Origin of the sequence: Pseudomonas tensinigenes (assembly GCF_014268445.2) — a bacterium.
GTDB classification, from domain to species: domain Bacteria; phylum Pseudomonadota; class Gammaproteobacteria; order Pseudomonadales; family Pseudomonadaceae; genus Aquipseudomonas; species Aquipseudomonas tensinigenes.
Genome location: NZ_CP077089.1, coordinates 6,251,416 through 6,270,378 on the forward strand (window position 1 = coordinate 6,251,416; position 18,963 = coordinate 6,270,378).

15 protein-coding genes are annotated in these 18,963 nt (G+C 60.1%); 4 read left to right on the top strand and 11 right to left on the bottom strand.

Annotated features, from left to right (window positions below):
- Positions 1 to 155: 155 nt before the first annotated feature.
- Positions 156 to 1,439, bottom strand: coding sequence for an aspartate aminotransferase family protein (locus HU718_RS27855; RefSeq protein ID WP_186616314.1), 1,284 nt, complete (start codon positions 1,437 to 1,439; stop codon positions 156 to 158).
- Positions 1,440 to 1,608: 169 nt separating this feature from the next.
- Here HU718_RS27855 and HU718_RS27860 point away from each other — a divergent pair, with 169 nt between their 5' ends.
- Positions 1,609 to 2,526 carry a LysR family transcriptional regulator gene (locus HU718_RS27860; protein WP_186616315.1) on the top strand — a complete coding sequence of 306 codons (918 nt, stop codon included), beginning with the start codon at positions 1,609 to 1,611 and terminating at the stop codon, positions 2,524 to 2,526.
- Positions 2,527 to 2,753: 227 nt separating this feature from the next.
- Here the strand turns inward: HU718_RS27860 and HU718_RS27865 are convergent, their stop codons facing one another.
- The 10 genes from HU718_RS27865 to bioB form a co-directional block, all read right to left on the bottom strand.
- A complete protein-coding gene (locus HU718_RS27865) occupies positions 2,754 to 4,532 on the bottom strand; it encodes an acyl-CoA dehydrogenase C-terminal domain-containing protein (RefSeq protein ID WP_095122571.1) in 1,779 nt (592 codons plus the stop codon).
- Positions 4,533 to 4,745: 213 nt separating this feature from the next.
- Positions 4,746 to 6,542 carry an acyl-CoA dehydrogenase C-terminal domain-containing protein gene (locus HU718_RS27870; RefSeq protein WP_186616316.1) on the bottom strand — a complete coding sequence of 599 codons (1,797 nt, stop codon included), beginning with the start codon at positions 6,540 to 6,542 and terminating at the stop codon, positions 4,746 to 4,748.
- A 90-nt stretch (positions 6,543 to 6,632) separates the two neighbouring features.
- Entirely contained in the window at positions 6,633 to 7,922 is a 1,290-nt protein-coding gene (locus tag HU718_RS27875) for a GGDEF domain-containing protein (protein ID WP_016983164.1), read from the bottom strand.
- A 192-nt stretch (positions 7,923 to 8,114) separates the two neighbouring features.
- On the bottom strand, positions 8,115 to 9,920 hold the full coding sequence (locus tag HU718_RS27880; RefSeq protein WP_150708504.1) for a phenylacyl-CoA dehydrogenase: 1,806 nt from the start codon (positions 9,918 to 9,920) through the stop codon (positions 8,115 to 8,117).
- 274 nt (positions 9,921 to 10,194) lie between these two features.
- Positions 10,195 to 10,491 carry a pyrroloquinoline quinone biosynthesis protein PqqE gene (locus HU718_RS27885; RefSeq protein ID WP_150708503.1) on the bottom strand — a complete coding sequence of 99 codons (297 nt, stop codon included), beginning with the start codon at positions 10,489 to 10,491 and terminating at the stop codon, positions 10,195 to 10,197.
- Positions 10,492 to 10,599: 108 nt separating this feature from the next.
- Positions 10,600 to 11,280 (bottom strand): dethiobiotin synthase, encoded by a 681-nt coding sequence (bioD, locus tag HU718_RS27890; RefSeq protein ID WP_186616317.1) that lies wholly within the window; start codon positions 11,278 to 11,280, stop codon positions 10,600 to 10,602.
- A complete protein-coding gene (gene bioC / locus HU718_RS27895) occupies positions 11,277 to 12,086 on the bottom strand; it encodes a malonyl-ACP O-methyltransferase BioC (RefSeq protein ID WP_186616318.1) in 810 nt (269 codons plus the stop codon). Before bioC ends, bioD begins: the two co-directional genes overlap by 4 nt.
- On the bottom strand, positions 12,079 to 12,810 hold the full coding sequence (locus HU718_RS27900) for an alpha/beta fold hydrolase (RefSeq protein WP_186616319.1): 732 nt from the start codon (positions 12,808 to 12,810) through the stop codon (positions 12,079 to 12,081). The genes bioC and HU718_RS27900 overlap by 8 nt, the downstream gene beginning before the upstream one ends.
- Positions 12,803 to 13,981, bottom strand: a complete 1,179-nt coding sequence (gene bioF, locus HU718_RS27905) for an 8-amino-7-oxononanoate synthase (RefSeq protein ID WP_186616320.1) — start codon at positions 13,979 to 13,981, stop codon at positions 12,803 to 12,805. The genes HU718_RS27900 and bioF overlap by 8 nt, the downstream gene beginning before the upstream one ends.
- Positions 13,982 to 14,140: 159 nt before the next feature.
- On the bottom strand, positions 14,141 to 15,196 hold the full coding sequence (bioB, locus tag HU718_RS27910) for a biotin synthase BioB (protein ID WP_129395794.1): 1,056 nt from the start codon (positions 15,194 to 15,196) through the stop codon (positions 14,141 to 14,143).
- A gap of 91 nt (positions 15,197 to 15,287) precedes the next feature.
- Here bioB and HU718_RS27915 point away from each other — a divergent pair, with 91 nt between their 5' ends.
- The 3 genes from HU718_RS27915 to HU718_RS27925 all read left to right on the top strand — a co-directional run bounded on the left by HU718_RS27915 (position 15,288) and on the right by HU718_RS27925 (position 18,944).
- Positions 15,288 to 16,022 carry a ComFC family protein gene (locus HU718_RS27915; RefSeq protein ID WP_186616321.1) on the top strand — a complete coding sequence of 245 codons (735 nt, stop codon included), beginning with the start codon at positions 15,288 to 15,290 and terminating at the stop codon, positions 16,020 to 16,022.
- Positions 16,023 to 16,207: 185 nt separating this feature from the next.
- Positions 16,208 to 16,972 carry a TOBE domain-containing protein gene (locus tag HU718_RS27920; RefSeq protein ID WP_186616322.1) on the top strand — a complete coding sequence of 255 codons (765 nt, stop codon included), beginning with the start codon at positions 16,208 to 16,210 and terminating at the stop codon, positions 16,970 to 16,972.
- A 70-nt stretch (positions 16,973 to 17,042) separates the two neighbouring features.
- Entirely contained in the window at positions 17,043 to 18,944 is a 1,902-nt protein-coding gene (locus tag HU718_RS27925) for a PhoX family protein (RefSeq protein ID WP_150730227.1), read from the top strand.
- Positions 18,945 to 18,963 lie beyond the last annotated feature (19 nt).

The following is an 18,963-nucleotide window of genomic DNA, read 5'->3' on the forward strand; positions in this document are numbered from 1 at the left end:
ACCTCCTAAAAAACCATTCGTACGACGAACTCTCAAGCTCTAAACACCATTTGCAAAACCCGGCCACAAAAAAAACGCCCCACGCCAAAAGAATCAGGCGTGGGGCGTGCGTTATACCGCGAGACGGTTCTGGAAATCGGGTAGGAAACTTCAGCTCAGACGGCAATCCCTTTGCGGCATTGCAGTTGTGCGGTGCGCACTCGCGAAAAGCCGCGGCCCAGGCGCAGGAGCATTTCGTCGATGTTGGTTTTGCTCACGGTGAGCGCCGGGGTGAAGCGCAGGCAGTTGGCTTGCGGGGCATTGAGCAGCAGGCCTTCATGCAGTGCGGCGTGAACCACGGCTTCGGCGGAATCGTCTGACAGGGTCAATCCGTAGAACAGGCCCTGGCCGCGCAGTTCGCCGTGGTCGTAGCGGTGTGCCAATCGGGCCAGACCTTCACGCAGGTGCTGACCGTTATCTTTGATCTGCTGGAGGAAGCTGCGGTCGTGCACGCTGTCGAGCACGACCAGACCGGCCGCCATCATCAATGCATTGCCGTGATGCGTGCCGCCGAGTTCGCGGGCCTCGAAACAGCAGGCCTTGCCCCGCGCCAGCAGCGCCGCCAACGGCACACCGCCGCCAAGCCCTTTGCCGAGCACAACGATATCGGCGCGCACGCCGTAGGATTGTTCGGCGAGCAAGGTGCCGCAGCGACCGATGCCGGTCTGTACTTCGTCGAGAATCAGCAGAATGCCCAATTCGCGGCACAGTCGTTCGACACCTTTGAGGTAATGCTCGGTCGCCGGCACAACGCCGGCGTCGCTCTGGATCGGCTCCAGCATGATCGCCACGGTCTGCGCATCAACCGCCGCGTGCAGTGCCGGCAAGTCGTTGAACGGCACCAGATCAAAACCCGGCAGCAGTGGCGCAAAACGGTTGTGCAGGTTGCAGCTGTCGGAGGCGGAAATCGTCGCCAGACTACGGCCATGACAACCCTGCTTCGCAACAATAATCCGCGACGCGCCGCCGCGATGCAGTTGGCCCCATTTGCGCGCCAGTTTGATCGCTGCTTCACAGGCTTCGCTGCCGCTGTTGAGCAAATAAGCCTGATCGCTGGAGGTAGCGGCGCACAGACGCTCGGCAAGGCTGAGCATGCCGCGATTATGCAGATTGAAACCGGGATTGATCAGCGCGTGCGCCTGACTGCTGATGGCTTTGACCAATGCCGAAGGGCTGTGGCCAAGGCTGTTGGCGCCACCGGCCTGGGAGAAATCGAGGTACGCGCGGTCGTTACTGTCCCACAACCACGATCCCTGCCCCCGGACGAACACCTGCTGCGGTCGTTCGATGCTGGGCATCAGCCTTTCAACGCTAAGATTTTCGCTGCTTTCTGCAGGATTGGCCTCGAAGGCGAGGTCATCAAGACTCGGCGTCTGACGCCGCAAACTGAACAGATTCATTGAAAAACACCCCGTTTCAGGTGTTTTGAACTGCCTATGCAAACACTGTCGAAGCGAACGCTATTCATCGCGCTTTCTGGCCCTGTAAGCCTTGTGAATGCGGTTAGACTAGGCTCACCGAGGCTTGCGGGCCATTTCGATTTACCAGCATTTTCGATAAGCATTACTTATGGATTTCAAACAACTGCGTTATTTCGTCGCGGTCTACGAAGAAGGCCATGTTGGCCGGGCGGCGGAGCGCCTTTCGATCTCGCAACCGGCACTGTCGCAGCAGATCCGTCAGCTCGAACAGAACCTCGACGTCACCCTGTTCGAACGCAGCAGCAAGCGCCTGCTGCCGACCCTCGCCGCGCACACGCTGTACAACCATGCCTTGCCATTGCTTGATGGATTGCAACGGGCGCGCGAGGCGTTGGGAAATTTCAAAGGCCAGGCCTTGCGCACACTGGCGATCGGCGTGCTGCAAACGGTTCACACCAGTCTGGTGCCACAAATGCTTGAGCGGGTGCGTAAAGCGCAGCCGCATCTGGTGGTGCAGATTTATGAGTTGACCGGACTTGAAATCGAGCGGCGACTGCTCAACGGTTCATTGGACATCGGCATTAGTTATCTGCCGCCGCGCCAACCTGGGCTGCATGGCGTCATGCTTTACGAAGATGAGCTGACGCTGGTCATCCCGGCCGATCACCCCTTGCGTGAATTCAAGAAAGTCTCAATGCGCCAGGCTGCCGAGTTGCCGATGCTGCTGTTGGGCGAAGAATTTCAGATCCGCCAGATCTGGCAGGCGCAACTGACCGCGCTGGGACGTCGCCCGCAGGTGCAAGCTGAGCTGAACAATATGGTGGGGATTCTCGACAGCCTGCCACACACCAAACTGGCGACGGTGCTGCCGGGGCGTTCGCAAAAGGAGTACGACGATCAGGATCTGCTGTGGAAACCGCTAAGCGAACCACGGGTGCCGCTGAAGGTAGGTCTGGTGTGTCGCGATGTGCAACGCCAGCAGGCCTCTTTGGCGTTACTGCGGACCTTGCTCGAAGAAGTGATGACGCGTGAAGAATTGAAACCGGCGCTGGATCCCTTGGCCTGAGCACTTTTCTGCAGGCAAAAGAAAACCCCGCCGAAGCGGGGCTTTGCAGACTGTTTCCCTGACATCCATTTCACTCCGCCACCCTGGCAGAATCCTACGTGTCCGTGTTGTTGCTTTGCGCTTCCTGCGCGACGTCCATGAAATGTAGATTAGCCGTGGATCCAATCTACGCATATGGGAGAACAGCAGCACGTCATGTAAGAGAATGCTTACATGACGTCATCGCATCAGAATTGCGCTGCATCCAGCAGGAACAGCGACTCGCTACCGGCCTTCACCGACGCACTCAACGAGTGAATACGCGGCAGCAAACGGGCGAAGTAGAAGCGCGCGGTGCCAAGCTTGCTGGCATAGAAATCGTCCTGCGCTTCTTTACCCAACGAGGCTTTGGCCATCAACGCCCACATGTAGGCGTAGGAAACGTATCCAAACGCTTGCAGATATTCGACTGAGGCCGCGCCGATTTCGTTCGGGTTGTTCTTCGCCCGATCCAGCAGCCACGAGGTCAGCTCGTCGAGGGTGTTGACGGCATCGTTCAGCGGTTTGGTGAATTCGCCCAGATCGGCACTGGCGGTAGCGGTGAAATGGCGGATCTCGTCGGCGAACAGCTTGTAGAACGCGCCACCGCTGCCGACGATCTTGCGACCGACCAGGTCCAGTGCCTGAATGCCGTTGGTGCCTTCGTAGATCTGGGTGATGCGCACGTCGCGCACCAGTTGCTCCTGACCCCACTCGCGGATATAGCCGTGGCCGCCGAAAATCTGCTGGCCGTGCACGGTGGTTTCCAAACCCAGATCGGTGAGGAACGCCTTGGCCACCGGCGTCAGCAGTGCAACCAGATCTTCCGCACGTTTGCGGGTGGTGGCGTCTTCGCTGAACTTGGCGGTGTCGAGTTGCATCGCCACGTAGGTGGAGAACGCACGGCCGCCTTCGTTCGAGGCTTTCATGGTCAGCAGCATGCGCCGCACGTCCGGGTGGACGATGATCGGGTCTGCGACTTTGTCTTTGTTCTGCGCGCCGGTTGGCGAACGGCTTTGCAGACGGTCACGCGCATATTCAACGGCGTTCTGGTAAGAGCGCTCGCCGGTGGCCAGGCCCTGGATGCCGACGCCCAGACGTTCGTAGTTCATCATGGTGAACATCGCGGCGAGGCCTTTGTTCGGCTCGCCAACCAGATAACCCACGGCTTCGTCGAAGTTCATCACGCAGGTCGCGGAGGCCTGGATACCCATTTTGTGTTCGATCGAACCGCAGTTCGCCGGGTTGCGCGCGCCCAGGCTGCCGTCGGCATTGACCATGAACTTCGGCACGAGGAACAGCGAAATGCCTTTCGGGCCCGCCGGGGCATCAGGCAGTTTGGCCAGCACCAGGTGAATAATGTTTTCGGTGAGGTCGTGTTCGCCACCGGTGATGAAGATCTTGGTGCCGCTGACCTTGTAGGAACCGTCGGCCTGAGGCTCGGCCTTGGTGCGAATAATCCCCAGGTCGGTGCCAGCGTGCGGCTCGGTCAGGCACATGGAACCGGCCCAGACGCCGGCGTACATGTTCGGCAGGTACGCGGCTTTCAGCTCTTCGCTGGCGTGGGCGTTGATCGACAGGCAGGCGCCGGCGGTCAGCATCGGGTACAAACCGAAGGACAGGCTGGCGGAGTTGACCATTTCTTCAACCTGCGCCGACACGGCTTTGGGCATGCCCATGCCGCCGTATTGCGGATCGCCACCGACGCCAACCCAGCCGCCTTCGGCATAAGTCTGATAAGCCTGTGGGAAACCTGCCGGAGTGGTGACGGCACCGTCGGCCCAATGGCAACCTTCTTCGTCAGCCGCACGGCTCAGTGGCGCGATGCTTTTGCTGGTGACCTTGCCGGCCTCTTCGAGAATGGCTTCAACGGTTTCGGCGTCGACGGTCTCGGCCAGCGCTGGCAGTTCGGCCCAGAGTTTGGCGACTTCGAACACTTCATTGAGGACGAAGCGCATATCGCGCAGCGGCGCTTTGTAGTCAGCCATGGCAAACCTCGCAAGATCTAAACAGGTGATTCGTGGAATGGTGCTTTCGTTGAGCCGGAGTGTACCTCAACAACTTTTGCGACACATAGGGTCAACCGGTGACTGTTTTGTTATTTTTAGTCATAAAAAAAAGATCACAGCCTTCGCCAGCGCCTACAGGTAAAACACGATCCTATGTAGGAGCTGCCGCAGGCTGCGATCTTTTGATCTTGCTTAAAGCGCAAACAGTTCAGCAGGCAACTTCATCAAACAATCACTCCCCGCCTCAATCGCCGCCCGATGCGCTGCCGTACGCGGCAACAAACGCTTGAAGTAAAACTCGCAGGTCGCCAACTTGCCCCGCAGGTAATCCGCCTCCCCCTCGCCCGCGTCCAGTTGCGCCTGCGCCACCAATGCCATACGCAACCACAGATAACCGAGAATGATGTAACCGCTGTACATCAGGTAATCCACCGACGCCGCGCCCACTTCATCCGGGTTCTTCATCGCCGCCATCCCAACCTTCATGGTCAGGTCGCCCCACTGCTGGTTCAACTCATTGAGTTGCGCAACGAAACTGCCCAGTTGTGGATGCCCGGCGTTGGCTGCACAGAATTTGTGGACGATTTTGGTGAAACCGCGCAGCAACTTGCCCTGACTGCCTAGCACCTTGCGCCCCAGCAGATCCAGCGCCTGAATGCCGTTGGTGCCTTCGTAGATCGGCGCGATCCGACAGTCGCGAACCAACTGCTCCATGCCCCACTCGCGAATAAAACCGTGGCCACCAAACACCTGCATGCCGTGGTTGGTCACTTCCAGCCCGGTGTCGGTCATGAACGCCTTGCAGATCGGCGTGAGGAACGCCAGCAAGTCCTCAGCCTCCTGACGCGCCTCGGCATCGCTGCTCAGATGCGCGACATCAAGCAACTGCGCGGTGAAATAGGTCAGCGCACGATTGCCCTCGTTGAAGGCCTTCATGGTCAGCAACATGCGCCGCACATCCGGGTGAACGATGATCGGATCGGCGGCTTTGTCCGGGGCTTTGGCGCCGGTCAGCGAGCGCATCTGCAAACGGTCGTTGGCGTATTTGATCGCACCCTGGAAACTCGCTTCACCCAGACACAAACCCTGCATCCCGGTGCCGAGGCGTGCATGGTTCATCATGGTGAACATGCAGTTCAGGCCCTTGTTCGCCTCGCCGATCAGGTAACCCTTGGCTCCGTCAAAGTTCAGCACGCAAGTGGCCGAGGCCTTGATGCCCATTTTGTGTTCGATCGAACCGCAGGAAACACCGTTGCGCTCACCCGCTTCGCCTAATGCATCCGGCAAGAACTTCGGCACGATAAACAGCGAAATCCCTTTGGTTCCGGCCGGCGCGTCCGGCAGTTTGGCCAACACCAGATGGATGATGTTGTCGCTCATGTCGTGCTCGCCGGCAGAGATGAAAATCTTGCTGCCGGTGACCGCGTAACTGCCATCGGCCTGAGGCACGGCGCGGGTCTTGATGATGCCCAGGTCGGTGCCGCAGTGGGCTTCGGTCAGGCACATGGTGCCGGTCCATTGCCCGGCGGTGAGTTTGCTCAGGTAGGTGTCTTTCTGCTCGGCGCTGCCGTGGGCGTGGATCGCCGACATCGCGCCGTGTGTCAGCCCCGGGTACATGCCCCAGGACGTGTTGCTGGAGCCGACCATTTCGCTGATCACCAGCCCCAGCGAACTTGGCAGGCCCTGGCCGCCGTAGGTCGGGTCCGCCGCCAGGCCGTGCCAGCCGCCCTCGACGTATTGTGCGAAGGCTTGCTTGAAGCCTGTAGGGGTTGTCACCACGCCGTTGTCGAAATGGCAGCCCTCTTCGTCACCGCTGCGATTGAGCGGTGCCAGAATGTTCTCGCAGAACTTCGCGCCCTCTTCGAGGATCGCGTTGATCATGTCCGGGCTGGCGTCGTGGGCGCCGAGAGCGGCGTAATTGGCGTGGAAGTCGAAGACGTGGTCGATCAGAAAGCGCATGTCGCGCAGGGGAGCTTTGTACTCAGGCATGGTGGCTTCTCCGTCAGCAGATTGCCTCAACCTACTGCCGGCCACCACGCCCCACAATCATTGTGCAGGCGCTGAATGCGCCGTCATCACTCAACCCGCAGCGGTGTCCATGCGCACCGCGCCACGGCGGTTTTGTCCGTACGCCATCACGCAGTTACGCCCCGCGCCTTTAGCGGCGTAGAGCGCCTCGTCGGCGGACTTCAGCACTTGTTCCGGGTTGCGCTGCTCCACTCGCTCGGCGACACCGATGCTCACTGTCACCGACACACTGGACGCTCCCGAACCGGCGCGGCGCTGGCGACCTTGCTGATCATCCTGCGGACGGTTTTCCTGATTGCGCAGTTGAATGCTGTAGGACGCAATCGACTCGCGGATCACCTCAAGGTGCGGCATGCACTCTTCAAGGGTTTTGCCGGCGAACACCAGAGCAAATTCCTCACCACCGTAGCGATACGCCCTTCCGCCACCGCTGATCTTCGACAGTTTGCTGGCGACCAGGCGCAACACCTGGTCACCGACATCGTGGCCATGGGTGTCGTTGAATTTCTTGAAGTGATCGACGTCGCTCATCGCCAGCACATAATTGCGGCCCAAACGCTGCATGCGTTCGTTGAGCGCGCGACGTCCCGGCAGACCGGTCAGTTCGTCGCGGAAGGCCATTTGATAAGCCTCGTGCGCAACGGCAGCGGCGATCATCAACATCACCTGACTGCACATGATGTTCAGGGTAAACGGCAGGATGAAAGTTTTCGGCAGCATCCAGAACACACCGAGCAAACCCACCAGTTGCGCCGCATGAAGCGGGCGCGGATTGCGCCAGTATTGCCAGGCCAGCAGCAGGAATGCCGAGATAAACACCGGGTAGGACAGCTGGATCAGGCTCATCCATGCGCCGTGCAGCGCTGGCCAGCGGATTTCCGACAGCCACATCAGCAGCGCCTGGGGATAACTTTGCTCAAGCCCCAGCGCCACGCTGCCGAAGGCCAGCAGCACGGCGAAGCGCGCAACCATGTCCTGAAACAGATGCGTACGTTCCTGCCACGCAGCGAACAAGCCGAACAACAACGGCAGCAGCAAACACACAAGATGAAAGACCACGGCAGCGTCTTCGCGGACCTTGCCGTTGTCGCGGTAATAGTCGGTCTGGGTGTCGAGCAAAAAGTAGGCGATGTACACCGTGAGCATCAGAAACAGTTCACGCTGGCGTCGGTAAACTGCGCAATACGCGCCGCCCAGCAACAGCACCAACGTCGGCAACACGTTGAACAGCGAAGTGAAGAACACGCTGAGGTCTTTGACGTACGCAGCCGCCAACCCCGCAAGTAACAACAGCAGTGAAGGTAGGAAATGGCTGAAACGTACAGCGGAAGAACGCGGCAAGGGTAAAGCTCCGACCCGTCATATCAAAGAGATGGCATTGTGCCTGCAAAGTGCAGCCAAGCCCACACAATGTGATCCAGATCACACACTGTCTCTTTAACGGCCGGTAGCCTGACTATCTGAACTGTTCACCAACAAAAAAACCGCTACCCCCTAACGGGAGCAGCGGTTTTCAGGAGACTGCGTTAAGGCTTAGTAACCCAGTGCGAAGTCTTCTTCTTTCATGTCCATCAGGTTGTTGGCGCCCGACAGCATAGTGGCCACGTGGGTACGGGTACGCGGCAGGATGCGCTGGAAGTAGAAACGCGCGGTTTGCAGCTTGGCGGTGTAGAACGCAGCGTCGCCGCTGCCTTCTGCCAGCTTTTCAGCAGCCAGACGCGCCATGTCGGCCCAGAAATAAGCCAGGCAGGCATAACCGGAGTACATCAGGTAGTCCACGGAAGCCGCGCCGACTTCTTCGCGATCTTTCATGGCGGCCATACCAACCTTCATGGTCAGCTCGCCCCATTCCTTGTTGATTGCCGCCAGCGGTGCGACGAATTCTGCAACGGCTTCGTTGCCTTCGTTGTTCTGGCAGAACTTGTGGACGATCTTGGTGAAGCCCTTCAGAGCTTCGCCTTGCGTCATCAGCACTTTACGGCCCAGCAGGTCGAGTGCCTGGATACCGGTGGTGCCTTCGTACAGCATCGAAATGCGGCTGTCGCGAACGTTCTGCTCCATGCCCCACTCGGCGATGAAGCCGTGGCCGCCGTAGATCTGAACGCCGTGGTTAGCGGATTCGAAACCGACTTCGGTCATGAACGCTTTAGCGATCGGAGTCATGAAGGCCAGCAGTGCGTCGGCTTTCTTTTTCTCTTCTTCATCGACGCCGTACTTGACGATGTCGACCTGTTTGGCGGTGAAGTACACCATCGCACGGTTGCCTTCGGCGAACGCCTTCATGGTCAACAGCATGCGGCGTACATCCGGGTGCACGATGATCGGGTCAGCGGCTTTTTCCGGCGCTTTCGGGCCAGTCAGCGAGCGCATTTGCAGACGATCGCGAGCGTATTTCAGGCCGCCCTGGAAACCGATCTCGGCGTGGGCCAGACCCTGCAGTGCGGTACCCAGACGTGCGGTGTTCATAAAGGTGAACATGCAGTTCAGGCCTTTGTTCGCCGGGCCGATCAGGAAACCGGTAGCGCCGTCGAAGTTCATCACGCAGGTGGCGTTGCCGTGAATGCCCATCTTGTGTTCCAGCGAACCGCAGCTCACCGCGTTGCGTGCACCGACGGTGCCATCAGCATTCGGCATGAATTTCGGAACGATGAACAGCGAGATGCCTTTGGTGCCAGCCGGTGCATCCGGCAGGCGGGCCAGCACGATGTGGACGATGTTATCGGCCATGTCGTGTTCACCGGCCGAGATGAAGATCTTGGTGCCGGAAACTTTGTAGGAACCATCAGCCTGAGGTTCGGCCTTGGTGCGCAGCATGCCCAGGTCGGTGCCGCAGTGCGGTTCGGTCAGGCACATGGTGCCAGTCCATTCGCCGGAAACCAGTTTGGTCAGATAGGCTTCTTGCTGCTCTGGCGTGCCGTGCTCGGAGATGGTGTTCATCGCGCCGTGCGACAGGCCTGGGTACATGCCCCACGACCAGTTGGCTTCGCCAACCATTTCGCTCACTGCCAGACCCAGCGACTCCGGCAGGCCTTGGCCGCCGTGCTCAACGTCGTGGGCCAGGCTTGGCCAGCCGCCTTCAACGAATTGCTTGTAAGCCTCTTTGAAGCCCGTCGGGGTTTTCACGCCGGACTCGCTCCAGGTGCAACCTTCGAGGTCGCCCACGCGGTTCAGCGGTGCCAGTACCTGCTCACAAAACTTGGCGCCTTCTTCGAGAATGGCGTCAACCATGTCCGGAGTTGCGTCTGCGCAAGCCGGAAGGCTCTGATAGTGCGCTTCGTAGCCGAGCAGTTCGTCACGAACGAAGCGAATATCACGCAAGGGGGCCTTGTAGTCAGGCATAGCGATAAACCTCTGCTGATGTAACCGGGAATGAACGACCGTGTTGATTTGTTGTGACGGTCAAACAGTTGTTTGAAACATACGTTTACGCCGAAATCTTGTCAAGCGTCGATCTTTTGCCGTTCGTCATCGCACCTTTCAAACGCCGGGCACAGCAAACCGCCATGCGTTCGAATGAGCCACGGGCGCTGAAAAAAGATTAGTTGAGGGAGAAGGACTTACAACAAAAAACGCCGCGACAAGGCGCGGCGTTCAGGATGCAAATTGCGAAAAATCAGGCGAAGGTGTCGATGATCGTACCGAGCACTTCGTCGGAGGCTTTGGCGACTTTCACACCCAGCTCCGCCTGGAGCTTGCCCTGAGACATCTCGACCATATTGCTGGCCAGATCCGATTGCTGGGCGCGATCGACACCGCGCAGACGATCAATCTGCACTTCAGACGACTGGCTGGTCACCGAGCGCTCGATTGTATTGTTGGCAATCTGGCTGGCAGCCTGATCGACGCGGTTCTGCCCGCTCTGAATCGAGCTCAGACCTGCATAAAAAGCTGTGTTACCGGAGATTTCCATAACAGTTCTCATCCCTGGGAAGGATCAATGGCTGCCATTGAAGCAGAGGCGCCAGAAAAACACCCGTCAAAAACACTAATGGCACAGTGCCTGCCCATAGAGAAAAGCTTAGTCGAGCAGATCCAGTTGCAAATGATCCGCCACCGCTTCTGCGCTCAGGGCCTTGAGTTTCGGCACGCGCCCCAGGCACGGCGCCGGAATCCGCTCGGCCAACGTCGCGAGGTTTTCTTCCAGCCGTGAAGTCTTCGGATCGATGATATTCGCCACCCACCCGGCCAGTTGCAGCCCATCACGGGCAATCGCCTCCGCCGTCAGCAAGGCATGACTGATGCACCCCAGCCGCACGCCCACCACCAGAATCACCGGCAACTTCAGCGCAATCGCCAGATCCGACAAATTGTCCTGATCGGCCAACGGCACCCGCCAGCCACCCGCGCCTTCGATCAGAGTGAAATCGGCATGCATCGCCAGAATCTCACGCATCGGCCCCAGCAGCGATTGCACGGTCAACGCTACTCCGGCCTCGCGCGCTGCCAAGTGCGGAGCAATCGCCGGCTCGAACGCCACCGGATTGACCTGTTGATAAGTCAGCGGCAGCGAACATTCGGCCAATAGCGCCAATGCATCGGAGTTGCGTAAACCCTTGGGCGTCACCTCGCACCCTGACGCCACCGGTTTGCCCGCCGCCGTACTTAGCCCTGCCGAACGCGCTGCATGCAGCAACCCGGCGGCGACCGTGGTCTTGCCGACATCGGTATCCGTTCCGGTGATGAAATAGGCTGTGCTCATACGGGTTTCTCCAACACGGCGTAGACCACCTGATAAGTCGCCGGCAACCCCGACGCCTGACGGAACTGCTCGTAAGCGTCGACCAAACCGAGAATCCGCGCCCGCCCGGTCAAACCGCCCGGCCGCCCCGGGTTCAAATTGTGCGCGCCCAAGGCTTTCAACTCATGGGTCAAACTGCGCACATCCGGGTAATGCAGCACGTGCGGTTGATTCTCCAGACTCAACGTGCGCAAGCCACTGGCCGCACACAATTGTTCATAGCGGGCAAACTCGCGGAAGCGATTGACGTGCACCATCCCGTCGACCTGCCGCCAGCTGTCGCGCAACTCAAACAGCGTCCCTGCACAAAGACTAGCAAACGCGAAGATCCCACCCGGTTTCAGCACGCGAAAAGCTTCGCTGAGCACTGCATCGAAGTCCGCGCACCACTGCACGGCGAGGCTGGAGAAGATCAGGTCGCAGGTCGAATCCTGCAGCGGCAGGCGCTCGGCATCACCAGCAATAAAATACTCAGCGCCACCCAATGGCCGCGCGTGATCGAGCATGCCCTCGGCGATATCCAGCGCCAGACCGTGGCCCTCGGCAAACCGCGAAGCCAGCGCGCGGGTGAAATAACCCGTGCCACAACCCAGATCCAGCCAACGCGCAGGCACAAATTCCTGCGACAAACGCTCAATCAACTGTGTACCGACATCACGTTGCAACTCGGCGACGCTGTCGTAACTGGCCGCCGCACGAGAGAAAGAGGCTGCGACCTGACGCTTGTCAGGCAAGCCGCCAGGCAGCACAAGAGACAAATCAGTCATCACCGCACTCATGTAAAAAAGCCTGGATAGCGCCCGCCAGTCCGTGGGGGTCTTCCAGGAGGAACGCATGACAGGCCTGTTCGATCAGACCTATTTCGATATCCGGCAACAGGGCGAACAATGCCCCCGCCGCTTCCGCCGGGACCAAGCCGTCCTGTCCGGCGAACAAATGAAACTGCGGGCCACGAAAAGCCTGCAGCGCTTCGCGGGTGTCCATTTGCGCAAGCAATTCCAATCCCGCCATCAACGCCGACGGCGCAGTATTTGGCGCGCCGCCCAGCAGCAACCTCGACAAGCCGCGCGGGTCTTGCGCGCCTTGAGCACAGAGCAGCGAGAAGCGTTTGAGAGTTGTGCGCGGATCAGCCTGGCAACCGGCGAGAAACGCGTCGAAAGTCTCGCCGGGCATCGCGTTCGGCCACTGCTCATGGGCAACGAAAGAAGGATTGCTCGCCAGCGTCAGCAAACCGCAGCAACGCTCGCCACGCCGTGCCGCCAGCTCGGACGCGAGCATGCCGCCCAACGACCAGCCACCCAGCCAGACGTCCTGAGGAATGCTTTCATCAAGTTCGTCGAGCCAGTCCTGCAGGTCGCTGGAATCCAGTTCCGGCAGCGGCTCGATGTCGACTTTCAGATGTTCATCAAGGCCTTGCAACGCCGCAGCCAGAGGCTCCATCGGCGACACGCCGAGGCCCCAGCCGGGCAGCAGAATCAGGCGATTACGCATGGCTTGGCTCCGACGACAGTTGGGCAAAGCAATCGGCCAGTCCCTCTAACAATAGCTGCACCTGCGCCTCGCTGTGGGCGGCGGTCAGGGTCACGCGCAAGCGAGCGCTGCCAGCGGGCACGGTTGGCGGACGAATCGCGGTGACCATCAAACCGCGCTCGCGCAACATCTGCGACAGGCGCACCGCGCGCCCGGCATCGCCAATCATGATCGGCTGGATCGGCGTAAAGCTGTCCATCAGCTCCAGACCAATCTGCTCGGCGCCCTGGCGGAATTGGCGAATCAACGTCTGCAGATGTTCACGACGCCAGTGTTCAGTGCGCAGCAGCTCCAGACTTTTCAGGGTCGCGCAGGCCAGCGCCGGTGGCTGGCTGGTGGTGTAGATGTACGGGCGGGCGAACTGGATCATGCTTTCGATCAACTCTTCGCTGCCAGCGACAAATGCCCCTGCTGTGCCGAAGGCTTTGCCGAGGGTGCCGACCAGCACCGGCACGTCATCCTGACTCAAACCAAAATGCTCGACGATGCCGCCGCCATCCGCACCCAGCGGCCCGAAACCGTGAGCGTCATCGACCATCAACCACGCGCCTTTGGCCTTGGCTTCACGGGCGAGTGCCGGCAGATCCGCGAGATCGCCATCCATGCTGAACACACCGTCGGTGACTACCAACGTATTGCCGGTGGCTTTCTCCAGGCGTTTGGCCAGGCTCACCGCGTCGTTGTGCAGATAGCGATTGAAACGCGCGCCAGACAACAGACCCGCATCCAATAACGAAGCGTGATTGAGGCGATCTTCCAGCACCGTATCGCCCTGCCCGACCAGCGCCGTGACCGCACCGAGATTGGCCATGTAACCGGTGGTGAACAGCAGCGCACGCGGGCGACCGGTGAGGTCAGCCAAAGCTTCTTCAAGGGCGTGATGCGGGCCGCTGTGGCCGATCACCAGATGCGAGGCGCCACCCCCGACACCCCAACGTTCAGCGCCGGCGCGCCAGGCTTCGATCACTTGCGGGTGATTGGCCAGACCGAGGTAATCGTTGTTGCAGAACGCGAGCAGCGGTTTGCCGTCGACCACCACTTCCGGCCCCTGCGGGGACTCGAGCAGCGGTCGCTGGCGATAGAGGTTTTCGGCACGACGGGCAGCAAGGCGTGCGGCGAGATCGAAAGACATGCAGGCCTCGACTTTCAAGTGACACAGATCCCTTGTGGGAGCGAGCCTGCTCGCGAATAGGCCTTCACATCCAACATCAATGTCGACTGAGGCACCGCTTTCGCGAGCAGGCTCGCTCCCACAGGGGTTTTGCATTCCTTCAGAGGAATCCGCGCAGCTTTAAACCGCGGCGTTATAGAACTGCTCGCTGCTCTTCTGCTCGACCAATGCCTGCTCAATTGCAGCTTGGTGAACCTCATCGGAATGCTCTTCACGGGCTTCCGGCTGGATGCCCAGACGCGCAAACAGTTGCATGTCTTTGTCCGCCTGCGGGTTGGCGGTGGTCAGCAGTTTGTCGCCGTAGAAAATCGAGTTGGCACCGGCGAAGAAGGCGAGGGCCTGCATCTGCTCGTTCATCGCTTCGCGGCCGGCGGACAGGCGCACATGGGATTGCGGCATGAGGATGCGCGCCACGGCGAGCATGCGGATGAAGTCGAACGGGTCGATGTCTTCGGCATTTTCCAGTGGCGTGCCGGCAACTTTCACCAGCATGTTGATCGGCACCGACTCCGGATGCTCCGGCAGGTTGGCCAACTGGATCAGCAGGTTGGCGCGGTCATCCAGCGACTCGCCCATGCCGAGGATGCCGCCGGAGCAGATCTTCATCCCCGACTCACGCACGTAAGCCAGGGTCTGCAGACGCTCGCTGTAAGTACGGGTGGTGATGATGCTGCCGTAGAACTCCGGCGACGTGTCGAGGTTGTGGTTGTAGTAATCGAGCCCGGCCTTGGCCAGCGCTTCGGTCTGATCCTGATCGAGACGACCGAGGGTCATGCAGGTTTCCAGGCCCATGGCCTTCACGCCTTCAACCATTTTCAGCACGTACGGCATGTCTTTCGCCGACGGATGCTTCCAGGCTGCGCCCATGCAGAAACGTGTCGAACCGATGGCCTTGGCGCGGGCAGCCTCTTCGAGGACCTTCTGCACTTCCATCAGCTTTTCTTTTTCAAGGCCGGTGTTGTAGTGACCGGACTGCGGGCAGTACTTGCAGTCTTCCGGACAGGCGCCGGTCTTGATCGACAGCAGGGTCGAGACCTGAACGCGGTTGGCGTTGAAATGTGCACGGTGCACCGTCTGCGCCTGGAACAGCAAGTCGTTGAAGGGCTGTACGAAGAGTGCTCTGACTTCGGCCAAAGACCAGTCGTGACGCAGGGTGGCGGTGGTGCTCGCGCTCATGGGTAGTTCCTTGGTTATGCTTGGCTGGCGGCTGCGGGAACGGAATACCCACAGGCGCTACACGGATGTTCGGCATATTTAAGGAAGAGTCATGCGCTGTCAACCACGATACGAAGGACTGGTTTACATCTGTTTAAATAACGTACAACCCTGCTTGCTTTGCGATGAGCCGGCAGACGCAGAAATGCCAATTTGCGTGGCCTGTGAAACCGAACTGCCGTGGCTCGGCGAGCACTGCGTCACCTGCGCTTTGCCGTTGGTCGCAGCGGGCCTGACCTGTGGTGAGTGCCTGCTAGAGCCGCCGGCGTTCGAACAGGTGGTGGTGCCGTGGCTGTATGGCTTCCCGGTCGACAGTTTGATTACGCGGTTTAAACACAATGCGAAATGGCCGTTTGGCCACCTGCTCGCCGACGTTCTCGGGCAATACCTGCAACATCGCTTCGATGAGGGTTTGCCAAGGCCCGATGTGTTGTTGCCGGTGCCGCTGGCTGGTAAGCGTCTGCGCCAGCGGGGGTTCAACCAGGCGGCTATGTTGGCGCGGTGGTTGAGTCAGTCGCTGGATCTGCCGTGCGAAGAACAGGTTCTGCGGCGAGTCAAGGAGACCGACGCCCAGCAGGATCTTGATGCCAAGGCGCGTAAACGCAATCTGCGTAATGCTTTCAACCTCATGCCGGATGCGCAGATAAAAGACCGACATTTCGCGCTGGTTGATGATGTGCTGACCACTGGCGCGACCGCACAGGCACTGGCCCGGTTGCTGATGAACGCTGGCGCCGCGCGGGTCGATGTCTATTGTCTCGCCCGCACGCCAAAACCCGGAGCCTGAATATTGCGCAATCCCCTGTGGGAGCGAGCCTGCTCGCGAAGGGGTCAGCACATTCCACATTTATGCTGGCTGAAACTCCGCTTTCGCGAGCAGGCTCGCTCCCACAGGGAGACTTGCGTCAGGCTTGACTCTCGCGTCGCTAGCGCCCAATTTCCACGTCCACCGCCACAAAAAAGCATCCATTCATGTCCATGCCCTCCCTGCTGTCCCAGCACATCGTCCGCCGTCCGCAGCGCATCGCCTTGCTGCAACACATCGCCGAGCAGGGCTCGATCACCCGCGCCGCAAAGAGCGCAGGCCTGAGCTACAAAGCCGCGTGGGATGCCATTGATGAGTTGAACAACCTGGCACAAAAACCATTGGTCGAGCGTGCCGTCGGTGGCAAGGGCGGTGGCGGCGCGAAACTCTCCAGCGAAGGCGAACGCGTTTTGCGCCTCTACCAAAAACTCCAGGCCTTGCAAGCGCAGGTGCTGGAAGCGGCGGAAGATGCCAGCGACCTCGATCTGCTCGGGCGCCTGATGCTCAGAACCAGTGCGCGCAACCAGTTGCACGGCAAAGTCGTGGCGATCGAAGCGCAGGGCCGCAATGACCTGATCCGCCTCGAACTGGCCGAAGGGCTGCACCTTGACGCGCAGATTACCCACGACAGCACCGTGCATCTGGAGCTGCAAAGCGGGACCGAAGTGGTGGCGCTGATCAAGGCTGGCTGGCTGGAATTGCTCGGCAGCGCGCAATCTGCAACGTCTGGTCACAATCTTCTGAAGGGCACTATCGAAGCGATTCTCGACGCCGAGGACGGCCCGAGCGAAGTACGGATTACCCTGCCCAACGGCCATACCCTCTGCGCCCTGGCTGAACCGCTCGATTTGCGCACTCGCGGGCTGACGGTGGAACAACCGGTGCAGGTGCAGTTTTCCCCGTCCAATGTGCTGATCGGCACGCCGCTGTAATCAGGCGCTGCAACGAAAGCGTCATCGACGCTCATTAAGGTAGCTGCCAAAACCAAGCAGGGAGCCTGATGTGAGCCTATTAGAAGAAAACCAATCCACTGACCTGGAAAAAATGGTCGGCCTCAGCCGTCGCGGCTTCATCGGCGCCGGTGCGCTGTGCGGGGCGGCAATGTTCCTCGGCGGCAGTCTGTTGAGCCGCAGCGCACTGGCCACCGGTGTCAGCGCCGGTAACAGCCGCCTGCTCGGTTTCGAGAGCATTCCCGCTGCGACCACCGATGTCATCACGCTGCCCAAGGGCTACAAGTCTTCGGTGCTGATCAGTTGGGGTCAGCCCCTGCAAAAGAACGGCCCGGCGTTCGACCCGAGCGGTAATGGCACCGCTGCCGCACAGGAAGTGCAGTTCGGCGACAACAACGACGGCATGAGCCTGTTCGCCTTCCCCGACGACCGCAACCGCGCGCTGATGGCGATCAACAACGAATACACCAACTACCGCTACCTCTACCCGCACGGCGGCATGCCGCAATCGGCCGAAGACGTGCGCAAGGCTCTGGCCTGCGAAGGCGTTTCGGTGATCGAAGTGCAGCGCAAAAACGGTCAGTGGCAGTTCGTTCAGGGCTCGCGCTACAACCGCCGCATTCACGGCAACTCGCCGCTGCGTATCAGCGGCCCGGCGGCCGGTCACGAACTGATGAAAACCGCCGCAGACAAACACGGCAAGAAAGTCCTCGGTACGTTCCAGAACTGCGCCAACGGTAAAACGCCGTGGGGCACTTACCTGACCTGCGAAGAAAACTTCACCGACTGTTTCGGCAGCAGCAATGCCCAGCAGCAGTTTGACCCGGCGCAAAAACGCTACGGCGTCTCGGCCGCCAGCCGCGAGATCAACTGGCACCCGTACGACCCGCGCTTCGACATGGCGAAAAACCCCAACGAACTCAACCGACACGGCTGGGTGGTCGAGATCGATCCGTTCGATCCGCAATCGACTCCGGTCAAACGCACCGCGCTGGGCCGCTTCAAGCATGAAAACGCCGCACTGGCCGAGACCGACGACGGTCGCGCCGTGGTGTACATGGGCGACGACGAGCGTGGCGAGTTCATCTACAAATTCGTCAGCCGCGACCGCATCAACCACCGCAACGCCAAGGCCAACCGCGACATCCTCGACCACGGCACCCTGTACGTGGCCAAGTTCGATGCCGGCGACAGCAACCCCGATCACCCGAAAGGCCAAGGCCAATGGATCGAGCTGACCCACGGCAAGAACGGCATCGACGCCAGCAGCGGTTTCGCCGATCAGGCCGAAGTGCTGATCCATGCGCGCCTCGCCGCCAGTGTCGTCGGCGCGACGCGCATGGACCGCCCGGAATGGATCGTCGTCAGTCCGAAAGACGGCCAGGTCTATTGCACCCTGACCAACAACGCCAAGCGCGGCGAAGACGGGCAACCAGTGGGCGGACCGAACCCGCGTGAGAAAAACGTTTACGGGCAGATCCTGCGCTGGCGCACCGACCGCGACGATCACGCGGCGAAGACGTTTGCCTGGGATCTGTTTGTGGTCGCCGGCAACCCGGGCGTGCATGCCGGGACGCCGAAGGGCGGCTCGAAGAACATTACTCCGCAGAACATGTTCAACAGCCCGGACGGTTTGGGCTTCGACAAGGCCGGGCGCTTGTGGATTCTGACTGACGGTGATTCGAGCAACGCCGGGGACTTTGCCGGGATGGGCAATAACCAGATGCTCTGCGCCGATCCCAAGACCGGTGAGATTCGCCGCTTCATGGTCGGGCCGATTGGTTGTGAGGTCACGGGGATCAGCTTCTCGCCGGATCAGAAGACCCTGTTTGTCGGGATTCAGCATCCGGGGGAGAACGGCGGGTCGACCTTCCCTGAGCATTTGCCGAATGGCAAGCCGCGGTCGTCGGTGATGGCGATTACTCGGGAGGATGGCGGGATCGTCGGCGCCTGATAAAGCGCTTTCGCGAGCA

Excerpts from the sequence above, each read along its gene's own strand:
- HU718_RS27870 (WP_186616316.1), bottom strand. The coding sequence starts at position 6,542 with ATGCCTGAGTACAAAGCTCCCCTGCGCGACATGCGCTTTCTGATCGAC.
- HU718_RS27860 (WP_186616315.1), top strand. The coding sequence starts at position 1,609 with ATGGATTTCAAACAACTGCGTTATTTCGTCGCGGTCTACGAAGAAGGC.
- HU718_RS27855 (WP_186616314.1), bottom strand. The coding sequence starts at position 1,439 with ATGAATCTGTTCAGTTTGCGGCGTCAGACGCCGAGTCTTGATGACCTC.
- HU718_RS27880 (WP_150708504.1), bottom strand. The coding sequence starts at position 9,920 with ATGCCTGACTACAAGGCCCCCTTGCGTGATATTCGCTTCGTTCGTGAC.
- HU718_RS27900 (WP_186616319.1), bottom strand. The coding sequence starts at position 12,810 with ATGCGTAATCGCCTGATTCTGCTGCCCGGCTGGGGCCTCGGCGTGTCG.
- HU718_RS27920 (WP_186616322.1), top strand. The coding sequence starts at position 16,208 with ATGTCCATGCCCTCCCTGCTGTCCCAGCACATCGTCCGCCGTCCGCAG.
- bioC (WP_186616318.1), bottom strand. The coding sequence starts at position 12,086 with ATGACTGATTTGTCTCTTGTGCTGCCTGGCGGCTTGCCTGACAAGCGT.
- HU718_RS27865 (WP_095122571.1), bottom strand. The coding sequence starts at position 4,532 with ATGGCTGACTACAAAGCGCCGCTGCGCGATATGCGCTTCGTCCTCAAT.
- bioB (WP_129395794.1), bottom strand. The coding sequence starts at position 15,196 with ATGAGCGCGAGCACCACCGCCACCCTGCGTCACGACTGGTCTTTGGCC.
- bioF (WP_186616320.1), bottom strand. The coding sequence starts at position 13,981 with ATGTCTTTCGATCTCGCCGCACGCCTTGCTGCCCGTCGTGCCGAAAAC.
- HU718_RS27915 (WP_186616321.1), top strand. The coding sequence starts at position 15,288 with ATGCGCTGTCAACCACGATACGAAGGACTGGTTTACATCTGTTTAAAT.
- bioD (WP_186616317.1), bottom strand. The coding sequence starts at position 11,280 with ATGAGCACAGCCTATTTCATCACCGGAACGGATACCGATGTCGGCAAG.
- HU718_RS27885 (WP_150708503.1), bottom strand. The coding sequence starts at position 10,491 with ATGGAAATCTCCGGTAACACAGCTTTTTATGCAGGTCTGAGCTCGATT.